Here is a 16410-nt window from a genome sequence, read left to right as displayed (position 1 = left end):
ATTCGGGAAGGAAAGACCAGAAAAGATGTTCTGCTTTCATTCCCGAGCCGGCGCTATTCCAGGCGGTATGTTGCGGGCGGTAATGCCGCCGCCGAGCCCGGCTGTAGCCGCGATGCGGGCGGGCGGGGCTGAAAATTCCAATCGCGGCCTGTCGGATCAGGCGCCGGTGAGGCGTCCTTGGGTCATCGGACAGCAGTCCGGATCAACACCCGTCAACAAGGAGGCCGTTTCATGCCGAAGATCGTTTCAAATCTCTGGTTCGCCGAGGAAGCCCGCGAAGCCGTCGAATTCTACGTGTCTGTCATCCCGGACTCCAGGATGGGCCGCACCACCATATTGCCGGCGGAAACGCCGAGCGGGCCTCCCGGCAGCGTCGAGCTGATCGAGTTCACGCTCGCTGACCAGGCCTTCCTGGCCATGAAGGCCGGCCCGCTCGATAGTTTCAACCATTCCTTCTCGATCGCGATTCTCGTGGAAAGCCAGGCCGAGATCGATCGGATATGGGATGCTTTCCGCGGCAATGGCGGCACGCCGGAGGCCTGCGGCTGGCTGAAGGACCGCTGGGGCCTTTCCTGGCAGATCGTGCCGCGTGTACTCTCGGAGATGATCGCCGACAGCGACCGTGAGCGGGCCAGGCGCGTGACCGAAGTGATGCTCGGCATGGTCAAGATCGATGTCGCCGCGCTCGAGGATGCGTTCAACGGCTGAGAGGCCTGCGGAGAGATGATCGCAATATCCGGCGCATGATCGTCATGCGCCCATTTCTCTAAGAATATCCCAAGTTTTCGAACGTCATATGGCCCGTCGCACATCGATATTCACCGATCGAAGCTGGCTCTCCGCCTGCCGACCGCTGATTTTCGAGACCTCGAATCACGGGCGACATTGCACACCTTTTTCATCTTTCTGTCACGTCGTGAAATGTGCTGATACCGCGATGGCGTCTTTCTCCACTATACTGACCAACAGTTTCGTAGAGTAATTAAAGAACCGGTGGATGCACAATTTCGTGCATTGCTAGAAACGGCCGGTGAGCGTGGAATAACCGACGAAACTATTGATTCTCAGGAACGTCATGGCCATCTCGATGGTTATAAGGACACCTGAAGCCTGTGGCATTAACCTTGAATGGAGGGCCCATGCTGAGCGAATCCGTATTTGATGCGTTCACCCGCAGTTATGATGCGCGTCGCGAGACCGATATGTCGATCTCGGATTATCTCGACCTTTGTAAAAAAGAACCGCTTGCCTATGCCAATGCGACCGAGCGCCTGCTCGCCGCGATAGGCGAACCGCAGATGGTCGACACCGCCAGGGACACGCGCCTCGGTCGGATATTCATGAACCGGACCATCCGGATTTATCCGGCCTTTGTCGGCTTCCACGGCATGGAAGAGACAATCGAACGAATCGTTTCATTCTTCCGGCACGCGGCGCAGGGGCTCGAGGAGCGCAAACAGATCCTCTATCTGCTCGGCCCGGTCGGCGGCGGCAAGTCATCTCTGGCTGAGCGGCTGAAGCTGCTGATGGAGCTTCATCCGATCTACGTGCTGAAGGCGGGTGACGAGATCAGCCCCGTTTTCGAAAGTCCGCTCAACCTCTTCGACCCGGACACGATGGGATCGCTCCTGCAGGAGCAATACGGCATTCCCCTGCGACGCCTAAGCGGACTGATGAGCCCTTGGTGCCTGAAGCGGCTCGATGATTTTGGGGGCGATATTTCCCGCTTCCGTGTCGTCAGAGTACAGCCTTCGCGGTTGCGCCAAATTGCGATCGCCAAGACCGAGCCTGGAGACGAGAACAATCAGGATATCTCGTCGCTGGTCGGCAAGGTCGATATCCGCAAGCTGGAGACTTATTCCCAAAACGATCCCGATGCCTACAGCTATTCTGGCGGCCTCAATCGCGCCAATCAGGGCGTGCTCGAGTTCGTCGAGATGTTCAAGGCGCCGATCAAGATGCTGCATCCGCTGCTGACGGCGACGCAGGAGGGGAACTATATCGGCTCCGAGAACATCGGCGCCATACCCTTCACCGGCATCGTCCTTGCGCATTCGAACGAAGCGGAATGGCAAACCTTCAAGGCCAACAAGAACAACGAAGCCTTCATTGACCGTATTTGCGTGATCAAGGTGCCCTATTGCCTGCGCGTGACGGAAGAGCAGAAGATCTACGAGAAGCTGATCGAGGGATCGGAACTCGCGGATACACCATGCGCTCCGGCGACGCTCGAAATGCTGGCCCGCTTCTCCGTGCTGTCGCGTCTGCGCAAGCATGAGAATTCGACATACTTCTCGAAGATGCGCACCTATGACGGCGAAAGCCTGAAGGAGACGGATCCGCGCGCCCGCAGTGTCCAGGAATATCGGGATGCCGCCGGCATCGACGAGGGCATGGACGGCATATCGACCCGCTTCGCCTTCAAGGTGCTCGCCTCCACTTTCAATCACGACACCACGGATATCGGCGCCGATCCGGTTCATCTGATGTATGTGCTGGAGCAGTCGATCCGCCGCGAGCAGTTTTCCGACGATGTCGAGAAGCGATATCTGGAATTCATCAAGGCCGATCTTGCGCCGCGTTACGCAGAGTTCATTGGAAATGAAATCCAGAAGGCCTATCTTGAGTCCTATGCGGATTACGGACAGAATCTGTTCGACCGCTACGTCGACTATGCCGATGCCTGGATCGAAGACGTGGACTTCAAGGATCCCGATACCGGCCAGCTACTCGATCGCGAGCTCCTCAACCAGGAACTGACGAAAATCGAAAAGCCGGCGGGAATTGCCAATCCGAAGGATTTCCGCAACGAAATCGTCAAGTTCTGCTTGAGATCGCGGGCAGCCAACGGCGGAAAGAATCCGTCATGGACGAGCTACGAGAAAATCCGGGAAGTCATCGAAAAGCGAATGTTCTCGCAGGTCGAAGATCTTTTGCCGGTCATTTCCTTCGGATCGAAGAAGGATTCCGAAACGGAAAAGAAGCACAGCGAATTCGTCTCGCGCATGGCCGCGCGGGGTTACACGGAGAGGCAGGTTCGGCGCCTCGTCGAATGGTACATGCGCGTCAAACAGGCAAGTTAATGTGGAGCCAATATGCACATTGTCGACCGTCGGCTAAATCCGCGCGGTAAAAGTCTGGAAAATCGGCAACGGTTTCTTCGGCGCATGAAAGGCGCTGTGCAGCAGGCGGTAAAGCGTTCTCTGCAAAACCGGAACATTCGCGATGTGCTCGACGGCGGGGAAATCAGCCTGCCGATCGATGGAATGGCCGAGCCGAACTTGAGAAGGGGCGACGGCGGCATCCGCGATCATATCCTGCCTGGAAACAGGGCCTTCGTCGAAGGCGACATTCTTCCGCGCCCGCCGGGGAGCAGGGGCGGAAAACCCAAGGATGCGGGTGAGGGCGATGGTGAGGATGGCTTCCGCTTCGTGCTGACGCGCGAAGAATTCCTCGATGTGTTTCTGGACGACCTGGAACTGCCCGACCTTGCCAAACGGCGTCTGGCCGAAACCGAGGAGGAAACTCCATCGCGGGCCGGCTATTCCGTGTCGGGATCGCCGTCCAACATCGCCGTCGGTCGCACGACGAGGCTCGCGATGATGCGCCGCGTGGCGCTTCACCGTCCGCGCCGCGAAGAGATCGAAGCCCTGCAGCGGCAGATCGAGGAATGCGAGGACGACGAGAGCCGCCTGGCGCTTGAGGCAAAACTCAAGTCCCTGACGGAAAAAAGTCGGCGCATCCCCTATATCGATCCGCTCGACGTGCGATATCGCCGCTTCGAAAACGAGCCGAAGCCTGTGGCGAAGGCGGTGATGTTCTGCCTGATGGACGTCTCGGGCTCCATGTCGGAACACATGAAGGATCTGGCGAAGCGGTTCTACCTGCTGCTCTATCTTTTCCTGTCGAAGCGCTACAAGAAAGTGGAGATCGTCTTCATCCGTCACACAGACAAGGCGGAGGAGGTCGATGAGGAAACCTTCTTCTATGGTCCGGCGACGGGCGGCACGCTGGTATCCAGTGCGCTAGCGGCAATGCGCGGGATCATCGCGGCGCGTTTCGATCCGGCAGAGTGGAATATCTACGGCGCCCAGGCTTCGGACGGCGACAACGCCCATTCGGACGGAAACCTGACCGGACAGCTGCTGCACGAGATTTTGCCGCTCTGCCAGTATTTCGCCTATATCGAGGTCGGCGAAGAAGGCGGCGACTCCTCGGTATCCCGTTCACCGCTTTGGATGCTTTATGACGGGATCCGTTCCGAGTTGCCGCTTTCGATGCGCAAGGTCTGCCGGCGAAGCGAAATATTCCCTGTTTTCCACGATCTCTTCCAAAAACGTGACGCACAGTCGAGGGTGACGCCATGACCACGACGATGAGGCCAAGAGAGCGGCTGTTGTTCGAGGGGGCTGACTGGGATTTCGCAACGCTCCAGCGCATCCATGACGCCTGCGAGGAGATCGCGCTTAACGAACTCGGCCTCGACGTCTATCCGAACCAGATCGAAGTCATCACCTCGGAGCAGATGCTTGATGCCTATTCCTCGACCGGCATGCCGCTCTTTTACCGCCACTGGTCTTTCGGCAAGCACTTCGCGCATCACGAAGCTTTCTACCGCCGCGGGATGCGCGACCTTGCCTATGAGATCGTCATCAACAGCTCTCCCTGCATCTCCTACCTGATGGAGGAGAACACGGCGACGATGCAGACGCTCGTCACCGCGCATGCGGCCTTCGGCCACAACCATTTCTTCAAGAACAACTATCTCTTCAAGCTCTGGACCGATGCGGAGGGGATCCTCGATTACCTCGATTTCGCCAAGGGTTATATCACCCGCTGTGAGGAACGTTACGGCGAGACGGCCGTCGAGCGGACACTCGATGCGGCGCATGCACTGATGTCGCATGGGGTGCATCGATACGCGGGCAAGACCACCATCGACCTTCGCCAGGAGGAGAAGCGGCAACAGGAGCGCCGCGCCCATGAAGAGCAGATGTTCAACGATCTGTGGCGCACGGTTCCCGTCGGCAAGGCCCGAAAGGCCGGCGACATCGGCCTGGAAAAGCGCCGCGCCGCCCTCGGTCTCCCTCAGGACAACATCCTATACTTTCTGGAAAAGTCGGCGCCGCGGCTGCAGCCGTGGCAGCGCGAGATCCTTCGCATCGTCCGCCATGTCGCACAATATTTCCATCCTCAGCGGCAGACCAAAGTGATGAACGAGGGAACTGCCACCTTCGTCCACTACCAGATCATGAACCGGCTTCACGAGCGAGGGCAGATCAGCGACGGAAACTTCCTCGAATTCCTGAAGTCGCACGCCAACGTCGTGTTCCAGCCGAGCTACGACGATCGACGGTTCTCGGGCTTCAACCCCTATGCGCTTGGTTTTGCGATGATGAAGGATATCGAGCGGATCGTCACGAAGCCGACGGATGAGGACCGCGCATGGTTTCCCGATATTGCTGGGCGAGGCGATGCGATGGCAGTCCTGCGCGACATCTGGGCCAATTACCGGGACGAGAGTTTTATCAGCCAGTTCCTGAGCCCGAACCTGATCCGGCAGTTGCGGCTGTTCCATCTCTACGACGATCCTGATCAAACCGAGGGGGTGCTGGTTTCGGCGATCCACAATGAGCGCGGATATTTGCGCATCCGCCGCCAGCTCTCCCGCGAATATGATATCGGCTGGACCGATCCTGCCATCGATATCGTCGATGTCGATCTCGCCGGCGACCGCCGGCTGCTGCTACAACACATCATGATGAATGGTTGCTATCTTCAGGAAAATGACACGAAGCTCGTCCTGCAGCATCTCGCCGATCTCTGGGGCTATGACGTTTTGCTTCAGGAAATCGACAGTTCCAGCGCGGTGGCGAAAGAACACACGGCGAGCCCGCGCAAGATCGTTCAGTGATCACAGATTATGCTGACGGGCGATAATGGACAATTATCGGTGGCAACAAACACAAAGCCTTAGTAGTTTACCGCCGTTGCAATCGCCCACTTGATCTCGACCAGTTTCACCCTTTGCAGCGATCTTCCGGGGCGGATAGCGCGGAGACGAGAGACCATGAGTGAAACGCGGCGCAAGCTGACGACGATCTTCTGTGCTGACGTGCAGGATTATACGCGGCTGATGGGGACTGATGAGGAGGGGACGCTTGCGAGCCTCAAACGCTGCCGGGAAGCGATGGGACGCCTGATCGAAAGCCATGGCGGCCGCGTCATCAACACCTGGGGCGATGGGCTGATCGCCGATTTCCCGAGCGTGGTTGAGGCGGTGCGCGCGGCCGTCGACACCCAGAACGAACTCGCGGGTTTCAACGCCCGCCGACCGGCCGACGGTCGCATGCTCTTCCGCATCGGCATCAATCTCGGCGACGTGATCGTCGAGGGCGATGACATCTATGGCGACGGCGTCAATATTGCCGCGCGGCTGCAGGCGTCGGCTGCGGCAGGCGGCATCGTCATATCAAGTACCGTTTACGATCAGGTCCGCAACAAGGTGGCGGTTGGTTTCGAGTTTCTCGGGTCGCTGATGGTGAAGAATGTCGATGAAGGCGTGCCAAGCTACGCGGTAAAGATCGGCGATGCCAGGGAGGAGACGCCGCCTGCCGAACGATCCGGCCCCGCGCGGCCGCAGCCGGCGCCGGTTATGGCGGCAGCTAAGGCCGAGACAACCCCAGCACCGGGCGGACGCAGGCTGTATGGCGTGCTCGGCGTCATCGCCGCCGTCCTGATCGGTATCAATCTCTTGTCGTGGCAGGGCGTCTTCTGGGCGCAGTTTCCGGTGCTCGCGCTCGCCGTCATCGCGGCGCTCGCCTGGAACCGCGATCAGATCCTGTTCAACCGAAAGGTCACCTCGCTGGCGATCCTGGCGCTTGGCCTTGCCGGCATCAACCTCTTCACCTGGACGGGGCAGTTCTGGGCGGTGTGGCCGATATTGGGGATTGCGGCTCTCATGGGGGTGCGGTGGTCGATGCGTCGATAGGCATCCAACCCGCATCTTCAGAAATCTGCCCGATAATCGGCGGTGTCAAAGGCATGGGCGAGTGTTCGTTCAAGCAAAAGTGAGCGGCCGGGTTATTTCCATTCTTTGCTGATATTACAAATCGGTAATGCCGGCTGCTTATGCTTGCCGGTAAGCTGTAAACGCGCGATATTGTCGCATCAGACGGGAATCTTGATCCCGCAGCGCCTCTTTCGACCGACCCTGGTCCAACCTCGAGTCCCTCTGGAGACGTGAATGGCCTTTTGGAAGCAGTTTATACTGTCGCTCATCGTCATTGTTGCCGGCTTTGCCGCGTGGGTTTTCTTTGTGCCCGGCGCCGGTGATACGATGCGTGATGCAGGGATTCCAGACAGCATCGTTTCCAAGATCGCGCCGAAGGCTGAGGAGACGGCGGATGCGGACGCTCCGGCCCGGGCGCAGGGGCAGCAACGCGGCGACGGACAGGGGCAGGGACAGAACCGCCGCAATGGCGGCGGGCGCAACAGCGCCATTCTCGTCGCGACGCAGGCAGTCGTCCAAGGGATCGTCAACGACCGGCTGAATGCCATCGGCACGGGTGACGCGATCCGTTCGGTCGCGGTCACGCCGCAGGCATCGGGCACAATCCGCGAAATCCTCATCAAATCGGGCGACAGGGTGAAGGCTGGCCAGGTGCTCGCCAAGCTCGACAGCGAGGAGCAGGTGATCGCCCGCGGCCAGGCTGATGTGGCGGTCAAGGCCGCCGTCGAAAAGTCCAACCTCTATCACAATATCAAGTCCAGCGTGTCGCGCATGGACGTGTTCGATTCCGAGATCGCCGAGCAGGGCGCGCGGCTGCAGCTGCAGGCCGCCGAGCTCAATCTCGCCCGGCGCAACATCACCGCGCCGATCGACGGCATCGTCGGCATCGTGCCGGTCAACATCGGCGACAACGTCACGACGAGCATCCCGATCGTCACGCTCGACGACCGTTCGGAAATCCTCGTCGACTACTGGGTGCCGGAGCGCTTCGCCAATACTGTGTCGGTCGGCCAGCCGGTCGAGGCGATGTCGGTGGCAAGGCCAGGTCAGGTGTTTTCCGGCGTGGTCGAAGCCGTCGACAACCGCATAGACGCGGCAAGCCGCACGCTTCGTCTGCGCGCCCGGATCGACAACAGTTCCGACGAGCTGCGCGCCGGCATGTCCTTCAGCGTCAGCATGAAATTTCCTGGCGACAAATATCCGGCGGTCGACCCGGTCTCCGTACAGTGGGACTCGCAGGGCTCCTTCGTCTGGCAGGTCAACGACGACAAGTCGCATAAGGTGCGGGTCAGCATCGTGCAGCGCAACCCGGATTTCGTGCTGGTCAAAGCCGACCTCAAGGACGGCGACGTGATCGTGACACAGGGACTGCAGCGCGTGCGCGAGGGCGGGGCAGTGCGTGTGAGCGCCGATGTCGCCGCGGCTGCGGAGGTCGCCACCCAATGAGCGTGACCGAGATTCATCAGGACAGGGCCTCGGGCAAGCAGAGCTTCACCGCGCTTTTCGTTCGCCGGCCGATTCTGGCGCTGGTGTTCAATACGCTGATGGTCGTCGCCGGCCTTGCGGCCTATGTCGGCGTTGAGGTGCGCGAACTGCCGGATGTCGACCGTCCCGTCGTTACCGTGCGCACCACCTTCGATGGCGCATCACCGCAGACGATCGACCAGGAACTGACCAAGGTGATCGAGGGGGCGGTCGCGCGCGTCAGCGGCCTGAAATCGATTTCGTCGACCTCATCCTTCGGTCAGAGCCGGGTGACGCTGGAATTTTCGGATGCGATCGATCTCTCGGTCGCCGCCAACGACGTGCGCGACGCGATCGGCCGCATTACCCAGAACCTGCCCGACGAAGCGGATGCGCCGCAGATAGTCAAGGCGGATTCGGATTCCTCGGCGATCATGCGCCTTGCCGTCACCTCCACCAATCTCAACATGGACGACCTGACCCAGCTCGTCGAAAACGAGGTGATTGATCGCCTCGCCTCCGTCGACGGGGTTGCCGACGTCGAGGAATATGGCGACCAGGAGAAGGTCTTCCGCGTCGATGTCGACCAGGGCGCGCTTGCCAGCCGCGGGCTGACCATCGGCGACCTGACGAAGGCGCTCGACAATGCTGCACTCGACGTGCCGGCGGGCTCGCTGAAGAGCAATACGCAGGATATCGTGGTGCGCGCCACTGCCAACCTGCAGACGCCGGCGGATTTTTCTAACGTCATCCTGCAGGACCGCGTTCGGCTCGGCGACGTCGCGACAGTGATGCTCGGGCCACGCGACGGCGAAACGGCGCTACGCTCCAACGGCAAGCCGGGCATCGGTCTCGGCATCATCCGCCAGGCGCAGTCGAATACGCTGAACATCTCGACCGGCATCAAGGCGGCCGTCGACCAGCTGTCGAAGACACTGCCCGAGGGCACGACGATTGCCATCACCAGCGACGACGCCGTCTTCATCCAGGGCGCGATCCACGAGGTGGTACTGGCGCTGATACTCGCCGCCGTCATCGTCACCGCCGTCATCTACCTCTTCCTGCGCGATTGGCGCGCGACGTTGATCCCGGCCGTCAGCATGCCGGTGGCGCTGATCGGCACGCTGGCGGCGATCTACATGGTCGGCTTCTCGATCAACATCCTGACGCTGCTCGCGATTGTGCTGGCGACCGGCCTCGTCGTCGACGATGCGATCGTGGTGCTCGAAAATATCGTACGCCGGCGCTCCGAAGGCATGGGACCGCGCGCTGCTGCCGTGCTCGGAACACGCGAGGTGTTCTTCGCCGTCATCGCCACGACGGCGACGCTGGCGGCGGTGTTCATTCCGCTCTCCTTCCTGCCGGGACAGGTCGGTGGTCTCTTCCGCGAATTCGGCTTCGTGCTCGCCTTCTCGGTCGGGCTGTCGTCGATCGTGGCGCTGACGCTGTGTCCGATGCTTGCCTCGCGCATGCTGACCAAGCCGATGCTCGAGGATCACGGCGTGCTCGGCCGCTTCGGCGGGGCGCTGGCCGATCTCTACAAATGGGCACTGCACGGCTGTCTCAACGCGCCCTTCGTGGTCATCCTGTTCTCGGTGATCTTTGCCGGCGCGGCGCTCATCGCCTTCTCGACGGTCAAGAGCGAGCTGACGCCCGAAGAGGACCGGTCGATGGTGATGATGCGGCTGACGACGCCGCAGGGATCGAGCCTCGAATATACCCGCGACAAGATGCAGCTCGTCGAGGAATATCTGCAGCCGCTGGTCGACCGCGGCGACATCCGCAACATCTTCTCGATCTCCGGCCAGGGTGGTTCGCTGAACAGCGGCTTCATGGTGCTGACGCTCGCCCCCTGGGGAGAGCGTGACAGGACGCAGACGGAGATCGTCGGCGATATCAACCAGGCGGCCTCCAGGGTGCCGGCTTTGCGCGGCAATGCTATCTCATCGAACAGCCTTCGCATCCGCGGTGCCGGCAGTGGTCTGCAGATGGCGCTGATCGGCAATGATCACGAGGCGCTGACGGCGGCGGCCGCCAAGCTGGTTCAGGCGCTCGAGGCCACTGGCCAATATGATACGCCGCGCCTGACCAACGAGCCCAGCCAGGCGCAGGTGTCGGTGGCGATCGACCGCGAGCGCGCCTCGGATCTCGGCATCGATATAACCGGGCTTTCGACAGCAATCCAATCGCTGCTCGAAGGGCGCTCGGTGGTCGATGTCTTCGTCGACGGCGAATCCTATCCCGTGCTTCTGACCTCGACGACGCGGCCGATCGACGATCCGACCGATCTTGAGAACGTGTTCCTGAAAACCGGCGACGGCAAGATCGTGCCGATGTCGGTCATCGCCACGATGAAGGAAGGTTCGGTCGCGCCGCAGCTCAACCGCGAGCAGCAGCTCGCCTCCGTGGCGATCACCGCCGGACTCAGAAACGGCAAGTCGCTCGGCGATGCCGTCAAGCAGGTGACTGATCTCGCCGAGCCGCTGCTGCCGCCAGGCTCCCGCCTGCTGCCGCTTGCCGAGGCGGCGACGCTCGAAGAGAATTCGAGCGGCATGGCGCTGACCTTCGGCTTCGCCATCGTCATCATCTTCCTGGTGCTGGCCGCGCAGTTCGAAAGCGTGCTGTCTTCGCTGATCATCATGTCGACGGTGCCGCTTGGTCTTGCCTGCGCCGTCTTCGCACTTGTGATCACGGGCTCCAGCCTCAACATCTACAGCCAGATCGGCCTGGTGCTGCTGGTCGGCGTCATGGCGAAGAACGGTATCCTGATCGTCGAATTCGCCAATCAGCTGCGCGACCGGGGCGAGGATGTGCGGTCCTCGATCGAGAAGGCCTGCGCGCTGCGCCTTCGTCCCGTGATGATGACGATGATCGCCACCATCCTCGGCGGCGTGCCGCTGGTTTTTGCCCACGGCGCCGGCGCCGAAGCGCGCGTAGCACTCGGCTGGGTGATCGTTGGAGGCCTCGGTTTCGCAACGCTGGTGACGCTGTTCATTACGCCGGTCGCCTATCTGCTGCTTGCCCGCTTCGCCAAGCCGCACGCCCACGAGGAGGCGCGCCTGCACGAAGAGATGTCGGTCGCCACACGGCCACGCGCCGCACCCGATGACGAGCAGCTGCAGGCCGCCGAATAAGCTTTTCATCCGATTTCGCAACGCCGCCGTACCTCGTCCGGCGGCGTTTCTTATGGTGTATGAAACCTTGAAAAATAAGATGGATTACTTCTGACGTTTAGTCGTTTGTTAAGCATAAACGGCAATGATTGTTGCCAGTAACCGACTGGTCTTCTTCGTTTCTTGAAGGCCGCAACGCGCTGGAACGCCAGCGACCCCGGACATGACAGTCCGTGCGGACGGTTCATTTCTTGTGCAGTTTGCGTCCTGTTGTGTTTTTGGAGTTTAGTTCTGTGAGTATTTACCAGCGCGTCTCGGTGGATGCGGCGCTTCATGTGCTGCGCGATATCAACCGTAATATGGCGGTCACGCAAAACCACATCACGACCGGTATGCGTGTGGCAAAAGCCAGCGACAATGCCGTCTATTGGTCGGTCGCCACCACTGCGCGAACCGACAACAAGGCGGTTTCGGCGATCCAGGATGCGCTTGGTATGGCGGCAGCGACGATGGGAACGGCCTATACCGGCGTCCAGAACGTCATCGATGTCGTCTCTGAGATCAAGGCCAAGCTGGTTGCCGCGACCGAAGACGGGGTCGACAAGGACAAGGTCAATGAAGAGATCAAGCAGTTGCAGGAGCAGTTGCGCAGCGTCTCCGAGGCGGCGACTTTCAATAGCGACAACTGGGTGGTTCTCAATAACGATGCGACACCGACGCAGCCGCGCCAGATTCCGGCCTCCTTCATCCGCAATGCCGACGGGACGATCTCGGTCGGCATGCTGAGCTATCATATCGACACGACGCCGAGCGGGAGCACGACCTCTAAGGACGCACGCTACCTGATCGATGATCGCGCCACCGGTTCGGGCGAATACGGCGTGCTGACATCGGCCTATTTCGCCACCGAGCTCGGCGCGTCGCAGGACTACGTGCTGATGCAGAGCAAAAACGGCACCACCACAGGGCAGGTAGTGATTTCGCTCTCGGCTAGCACGACGAAAGGACAGGTCGGCGAAATGATCAGCGTCGTCGATGCCGCGCTGTCGCAGCTGACGACGGTCGGTTCGGCCTTCGGCGCGTTGGAGAAACGCATCAACCTGCAGAACGACTTCGCCACGAAACTGCACGACAATAATGCCACCGGCATCGGCCGGCTTGTCGATGCCGACATGGAGGAGGAGTCGAGCAGGCTCAGGGCGCTGCAGACGCAGCAGCAACTCGGCCTGCAATCGCTGAACATCGCCAACGCAACCTACGATACGGTGCGGCAGTTGTTCCAGAATTTCTAAGTGTGCGATCCCACTCTCTGTCATTCCTGTGACGAGCACAGGAATGAGGGAGGAGAAGTGGACGGTCATCCGCTAAAACTGGTGATATCAGCGCAATCCCGCAACATGGCTGTGTTTCGGCGCCCGAATTTGCCCTATCAGGAGAACATCTTCATTTTCTTGCCGCAATCCTTGCCATTTGCTCGGATCAGTCGAACGGAGACCGTCCTGTCCATGATCAAAAAATTCGTACTTCTCGCTATTGCCGCAAGCTATCTCAGTGCCTGCACGACGACCGATCCCTATACCGGTGAACAGAAGGTTTCCAATACGGCGGGTGGTGCTGCGCTTGGCGCCCTCGGCGGCGCTCTCGTCGGCGTGGCCGTCGGTGGTGGCGGCCACGGCAAGCGCAATGCGGCGTTGATCGGCGCAGGCGTCGGGGCTCTCGCCGGCGGTGCGATCGGCAATTACATGGACCAGCAGGAATCCGAGCTTCGCGCCCAGCTCGAAGGCACCGGCATTTCGGTGACCCGCAACGGCGACAACATCATTCTTAACATGCCGTCGAACATCACCTTCGACGTCGATCAGGACGCGGTGAAGCCGGGCTTCTATCCGACGCTGAATTCGGTGGCGATCGTGTTGCGCAAGTTCAACCGCACGCTGATCGACGTCAACGGCCATACGGATTCGACCGGCAGCCTGCAGCACAATCAGGACCTGTCGCAGCGCCGCGCGCTTTCGGTTGCCGATTATCTCGGCGGTCAGGGCATCGACCAGCGCCGCGTCTCCGCCGTCGGTTTCGGCCCGTCCCAGCCCGTCGCCTCCAATGCGAGCGAGGCCGGCCGCGCGCAGAACCGCCGCGTAGAGATCCAGATCGCGCCGATCACGCAGGGCTGAACCGAATTTTCTGCCTTTGAAACGGCCGGGCTTAGCCCGGCCGTTTCTGTTAGTGCTGCATCGTGGCGCCCTTGGTGATCTTGTCGACGATCTTCTTTTCGGCGCGCAGCGCGATGCCGACCACCTTGGCGTCTTCAGGCGCAAATTCTGCGAAGACGGCGCGGTTGGCAGCGTCGTGGCCGGTCGCAAACATCTCCTCGATGAACAGCGAGCTGGTGATATCGCGCTCCAGCGCGCGGCGGTGAACTGCTGATATCGTCGCCTCGTCGGCGGAGAGCACGATGATCGGCTGGATCGATAGCGGATTGTAGAGATTGCCGGCGCGGTCCTTGTAGGCTTCGCCGATGATCTCGGGATGCCCGCCGGCGATGCCTGTCATCAGGAAGGCGGTGACGTTCAGCTTCTGCCAGCCGGCAAGATTGTTTCGCAGGACGACGGCAATTTTGGTATCAAACATCGGACGGTCTTTCACCTATCTACGGGTTATGGAGTATCGGGCGCGTTGAACCAGGACTTACATCCGCAGGTCTTCGAAGGTCTTGAACGTTTGTGCGCGGGACCATCCGGCAACGCCATCCTGGCTGCGCCGGCCTTTCCCGGCATCGAGCGCATCGAGGCGCAGTTCTCAGGCAATGCTTTCGAGCCGCATCGGCACGACACCTATGCACTCGGCGTGACTCTGAAGGGGGTACAGACCTTCCGCTATCGCGGCGTGCGGCGCTTCAGCCTGCCGGGGCAGGTGATCGTGCTGCATCCCGACGAAGAGCATGACGGCGGGGCGGGGACCGAGGATGGGCTGCACTACCGCATGCTCTATCTGGAGCCGTCGCTGCTTCTCGAATGCCTGGAGGCGGATGGCGTCGGCCTGCCTTTTGTCGATGAACCCGTTATCGGCGATCCTGCGCTGGCGGGCGTGCTGCTGGCAGCACTCGGCGAACTTGACCGCGAACTGGACGAGCTTTTCGTCGACGATTTCGTATCGCGGGTGACGGGCGGGCTGTCACGGCATGCGCGCATGCCGCGCCGGCCGCTGGGCCTCGTCGCGTGGCGGCAGGCGCGGGCAGCGCGGGATTATCTTGAGGCACATGCGACCCGGGCAGTGTGCTCGGGGGAGCTGGAAGCGGTGACGGGGCTCGACCGCTTTGCGCTGTCGCGGCATTTCCGGGCGGCCTTCGCTACCAGCCCGCATCGCTACCTATTGATGCGGCGGCTGCAGCGGGCGCGGGCGATGATCGGTGCGGGCGAGGGGATTTCCGATGTGGCGGCGGCGACCGGCTTTGCCGATCAGAGCCATCTCAACCGCCATTTCAAGAAGGCCTACGGCATGACGCCCGGCCAATGGGTAGCACTCACGCATAACCCCAAACAGGGCATTAGACTGGATTTTCCGCAAGGCCGGAACGGCGTGCGATGAAGCGGGCGAGCATCGGGCCGATCATCAGGATCACCAGGAAACGGCCGGTCTGCATCGCCATCACGAAGGGCACGTCGACATCGCTGGAGGCGGCGATGATGGCGACGGAATCGGCGCCGCCAGGGCTGGTGGCGAGATAGGCGGTCAGCGGATCTATGCCGGCGAAGACGTGAAGCGCCACGGCCATGCAGCCGCAGAGCGCCATCAGCAGCACGATGCAGGCCGATACCCTCGGCAGGGCGCGCGCCACGTGCTTGAGGATCGAGCGAGTGAACCGCAGGCCGATGCTCCAGCCGACCAGTGCATAGGCGATGGCGAGCAGCCACATCGGTAACTCAATTTTCACGAGGCCCATGCCCTGCAGCAAGGCGCCGAGAAAGAGCGGCACGATGATCGTGCCACCCTGGAGGCGCAGGCGCCAGACGCCATAGGCACAAAAGGCGGCAAAAGCCATCGTCGCCGCAAAGGCCGGCCAGTCGATCTCGGGAAAGAGGACAAGCGGCGGCGGCTCGGCGCCATCGGCTGCCACCCACAGGCGCGAGATCACCGAGGCGCCGACGGCGACGAAGACGACGCGCAGATACTGCATGAATGCGACGAGACGGGCATCGGCGCCATAGGCTTCCGACATGATGACCATGGCGGAGGCGCCGCCCGGCGAGGAGCCCCAGACCGCGGTCGTACCCGGCAGCACCTGCCAGCGCGTCAAAAGCCAGCCGAGGCCGGTGGCGATGGCGATGACCGAGAAGATGAACAGCAGAAAGAGCGGTGCGTCTTTCGCCATGGTGCCGAGAATGTCAGGGGTGATGGTGCGCGCCATCATCAGGCCGACCAGGACCTGGCCGAACTGCAGCGGCCAGAAGGGCACGCGAAGCTTTCCCTTGCCGACGGTCAACGCCAGTGCGATTGCCGCGACCATCGGTCCGATCAGCAGCGAGGCCGGCAGAGCAAAGAGTTCGAGGAAGACGACGAGAGCAGTCGAAAGTGCCAGCAGCAGCGCCCATTTCGCCAGGCCGGAATCCCGCAGCAGGCGGCTTACGTCGCTGAATGACATGATCCCCGTGTCTTTCCTGGCCGGCGCCAAGCCCTGAGGCTGAGGGCTCCGGCATGACGAAGAAATGCCGGCTACAAGAGCCGGCTGGCGCGGGTCCGGTATAGGCGGGGGCGAGGCGGGCGGTCAATTGCGAAATCTGGCTTCTCGGTGCCCTATAATGCGAAACTGATTCATGCGACCGC

Annotated in this window: 12 protein-coding genes; 10 read left to right on the top strand and 2 right to left on the bottom strand. The window is 61.1% G+C overall.

What is annotated here, in order from left to right; genetic code table 11:
- The first annotated feature begins 231 nt into the window (after positions 1–231).
- From AC244Q_RS14725 to AC244Q_RS14685, 9 genes are all read left to right on the top strand, one after another.
- The gene (locus tag AC244Q_RS14725; RefSeq protein ID WP_128406806.1) at positions 232–708 is read left to right on the top strand and encodes a VOC family protein; all 477 of its coding nucleotides are present in this window, start codon (positions 232–234) and stop codon (positions 706–708) included.
- 431 nt (positions 709–1139) lie between these two features.
- A complete protein-coding gene (locus tag AC244Q_RS14720) occupies positions 1140–3083 on the top strand; it encodes a PrkA family serine protein kinase (RefSeq protein WP_012758255.1) in 1944 nt (647 codons plus the stop codon).
- Between the two features lie 12 nt (positions 3084–3095).
- A complete protein-coding gene (locus AC244Q_RS14715; RefSeq protein ID WP_012758254.1) occupies positions 3096–4367 on the top strand; it encodes a YeaH/YhbH family protein in 1272 nt (423 codons plus the stop codon).
- The gene (locus AC244Q_RS14710; protein WP_128406807.1) at positions 4364–5914 is read left to right on the top strand and encodes a SpoVR family protein; all 1551 of its coding nucleotides are present in this window, start codon (positions 4364–4366) and stop codon (positions 5912–5914) included. The genes AC244Q_RS14715 and AC244Q_RS14710 overlap by 4 nt, the downstream gene beginning before the upstream one ends.
- A gap of 156 nt (positions 5915–6070) precedes the next feature.
- Positions 6071–6991 carry an adenylate/guanylate cyclase domain-containing protein gene (locus AC244Q_RS14705; protein WP_128406808.1) on the top strand — a complete coding sequence of 307 codons (921 nt, stop codon included), beginning with the start codon at positions 6071–6073 and terminating at the stop codon, positions 6989–6991.
- 255 nt (positions 6992–7246) lie between these two features.
- The gene (locus tag AC244Q_RS14700) at positions 7247–8458 is read left to right on the top strand and encodes an efflux RND transporter periplasmic adaptor subunit (RefSeq protein WP_113545198.1); all 1212 of its coding nucleotides are present in this window, start codon (positions 7247–7249) and stop codon (positions 8456–8458) included.
- On the top strand, positions 8455–11610 hold the full coding sequence (locus AC244Q_RS14695) for an efflux RND transporter permease subunit (protein WP_017994700.1): 3156 nt from the start codon (positions 8455–8457) through the stop codon (positions 11608–11610). Before AC244Q_RS14700 ends, AC244Q_RS14695 begins: the two co-directional genes overlap by 4 nt.
- Before the next feature lie 272 nt (positions 11611–11882).
- Positions 11883–12881 carry a flagellin N-terminal helical domain-containing protein gene (locus AC244Q_RS14690; protein ID WP_012758249.1) on the top strand — a complete coding sequence of 333 codons (999 nt, stop codon included), beginning with the start codon at positions 11883–11885 and terminating at the stop codon, positions 12879–12881.
- Positions 12882–13094: 213 nt separating this feature from the next.
- Positions 13095–13760 (top strand): YiaD family glycine zipper/OmpA-like lipoprotein, encoded by a 666-nt coding sequence (locus AC244Q_RS14685; RefSeq protein ID WP_012758248.1) that lies wholly within the window; start codon positions 13095–13097, stop codon positions 13758–13760.
- A 49-nt stretch (positions 13761–13809) separates the two neighbouring features.
- Here AC244Q_RS14685 and AC244Q_RS14680 read toward each other — a convergent pair whose 3' ends face one another.
- A complete protein-coding gene (locus tag AC244Q_RS14680; protein WP_012758247.1) occupies positions 13810–14217 on the bottom strand; it encodes a DUF2000 family protein in 408 nt (135 codons plus the stop codon).
- Positions 14218–14262: 45 nt separating this feature from the next.
- Between AC244Q_RS14680 and AC244Q_RS14675 the strand changes: the two genes are divergently transcribed.
- Positions 14263–15174 (top strand): AraC family transcriptional regulator, encoded by a 912-nt coding sequence (locus AC244Q_RS14675; protein WP_017994697.1) that lies wholly within the window; start codon positions 14263–14265, stop codon positions 15172–15174.
- On the opposite strand, the gene AC244Q_RS14670 is transcribed toward AC244Q_RS14675, so the two are convergent.
- Positions 15134–16228, bottom strand: coding sequence for an AbrB family transcriptional regulator (locus AC244Q_RS14670; RefSeq protein ID WP_113545197.1), 1095 nt, complete (start codon positions 16226–16228; stop codon positions 15134–15136). The genes AC244Q_RS14675 and AC244Q_RS14670 overlap by 41 nt on opposite strands.
- Positions 16229–16410: the final 182 nt, after the last annotated feature.

This window comes from Rhizobium sp. CB2179 (assembly GCF_057653455.1).
Note: the sequence above shows the minus strand (reverse complement) of the source record. Positions and strands in the feature narration are given on the sequence as shown.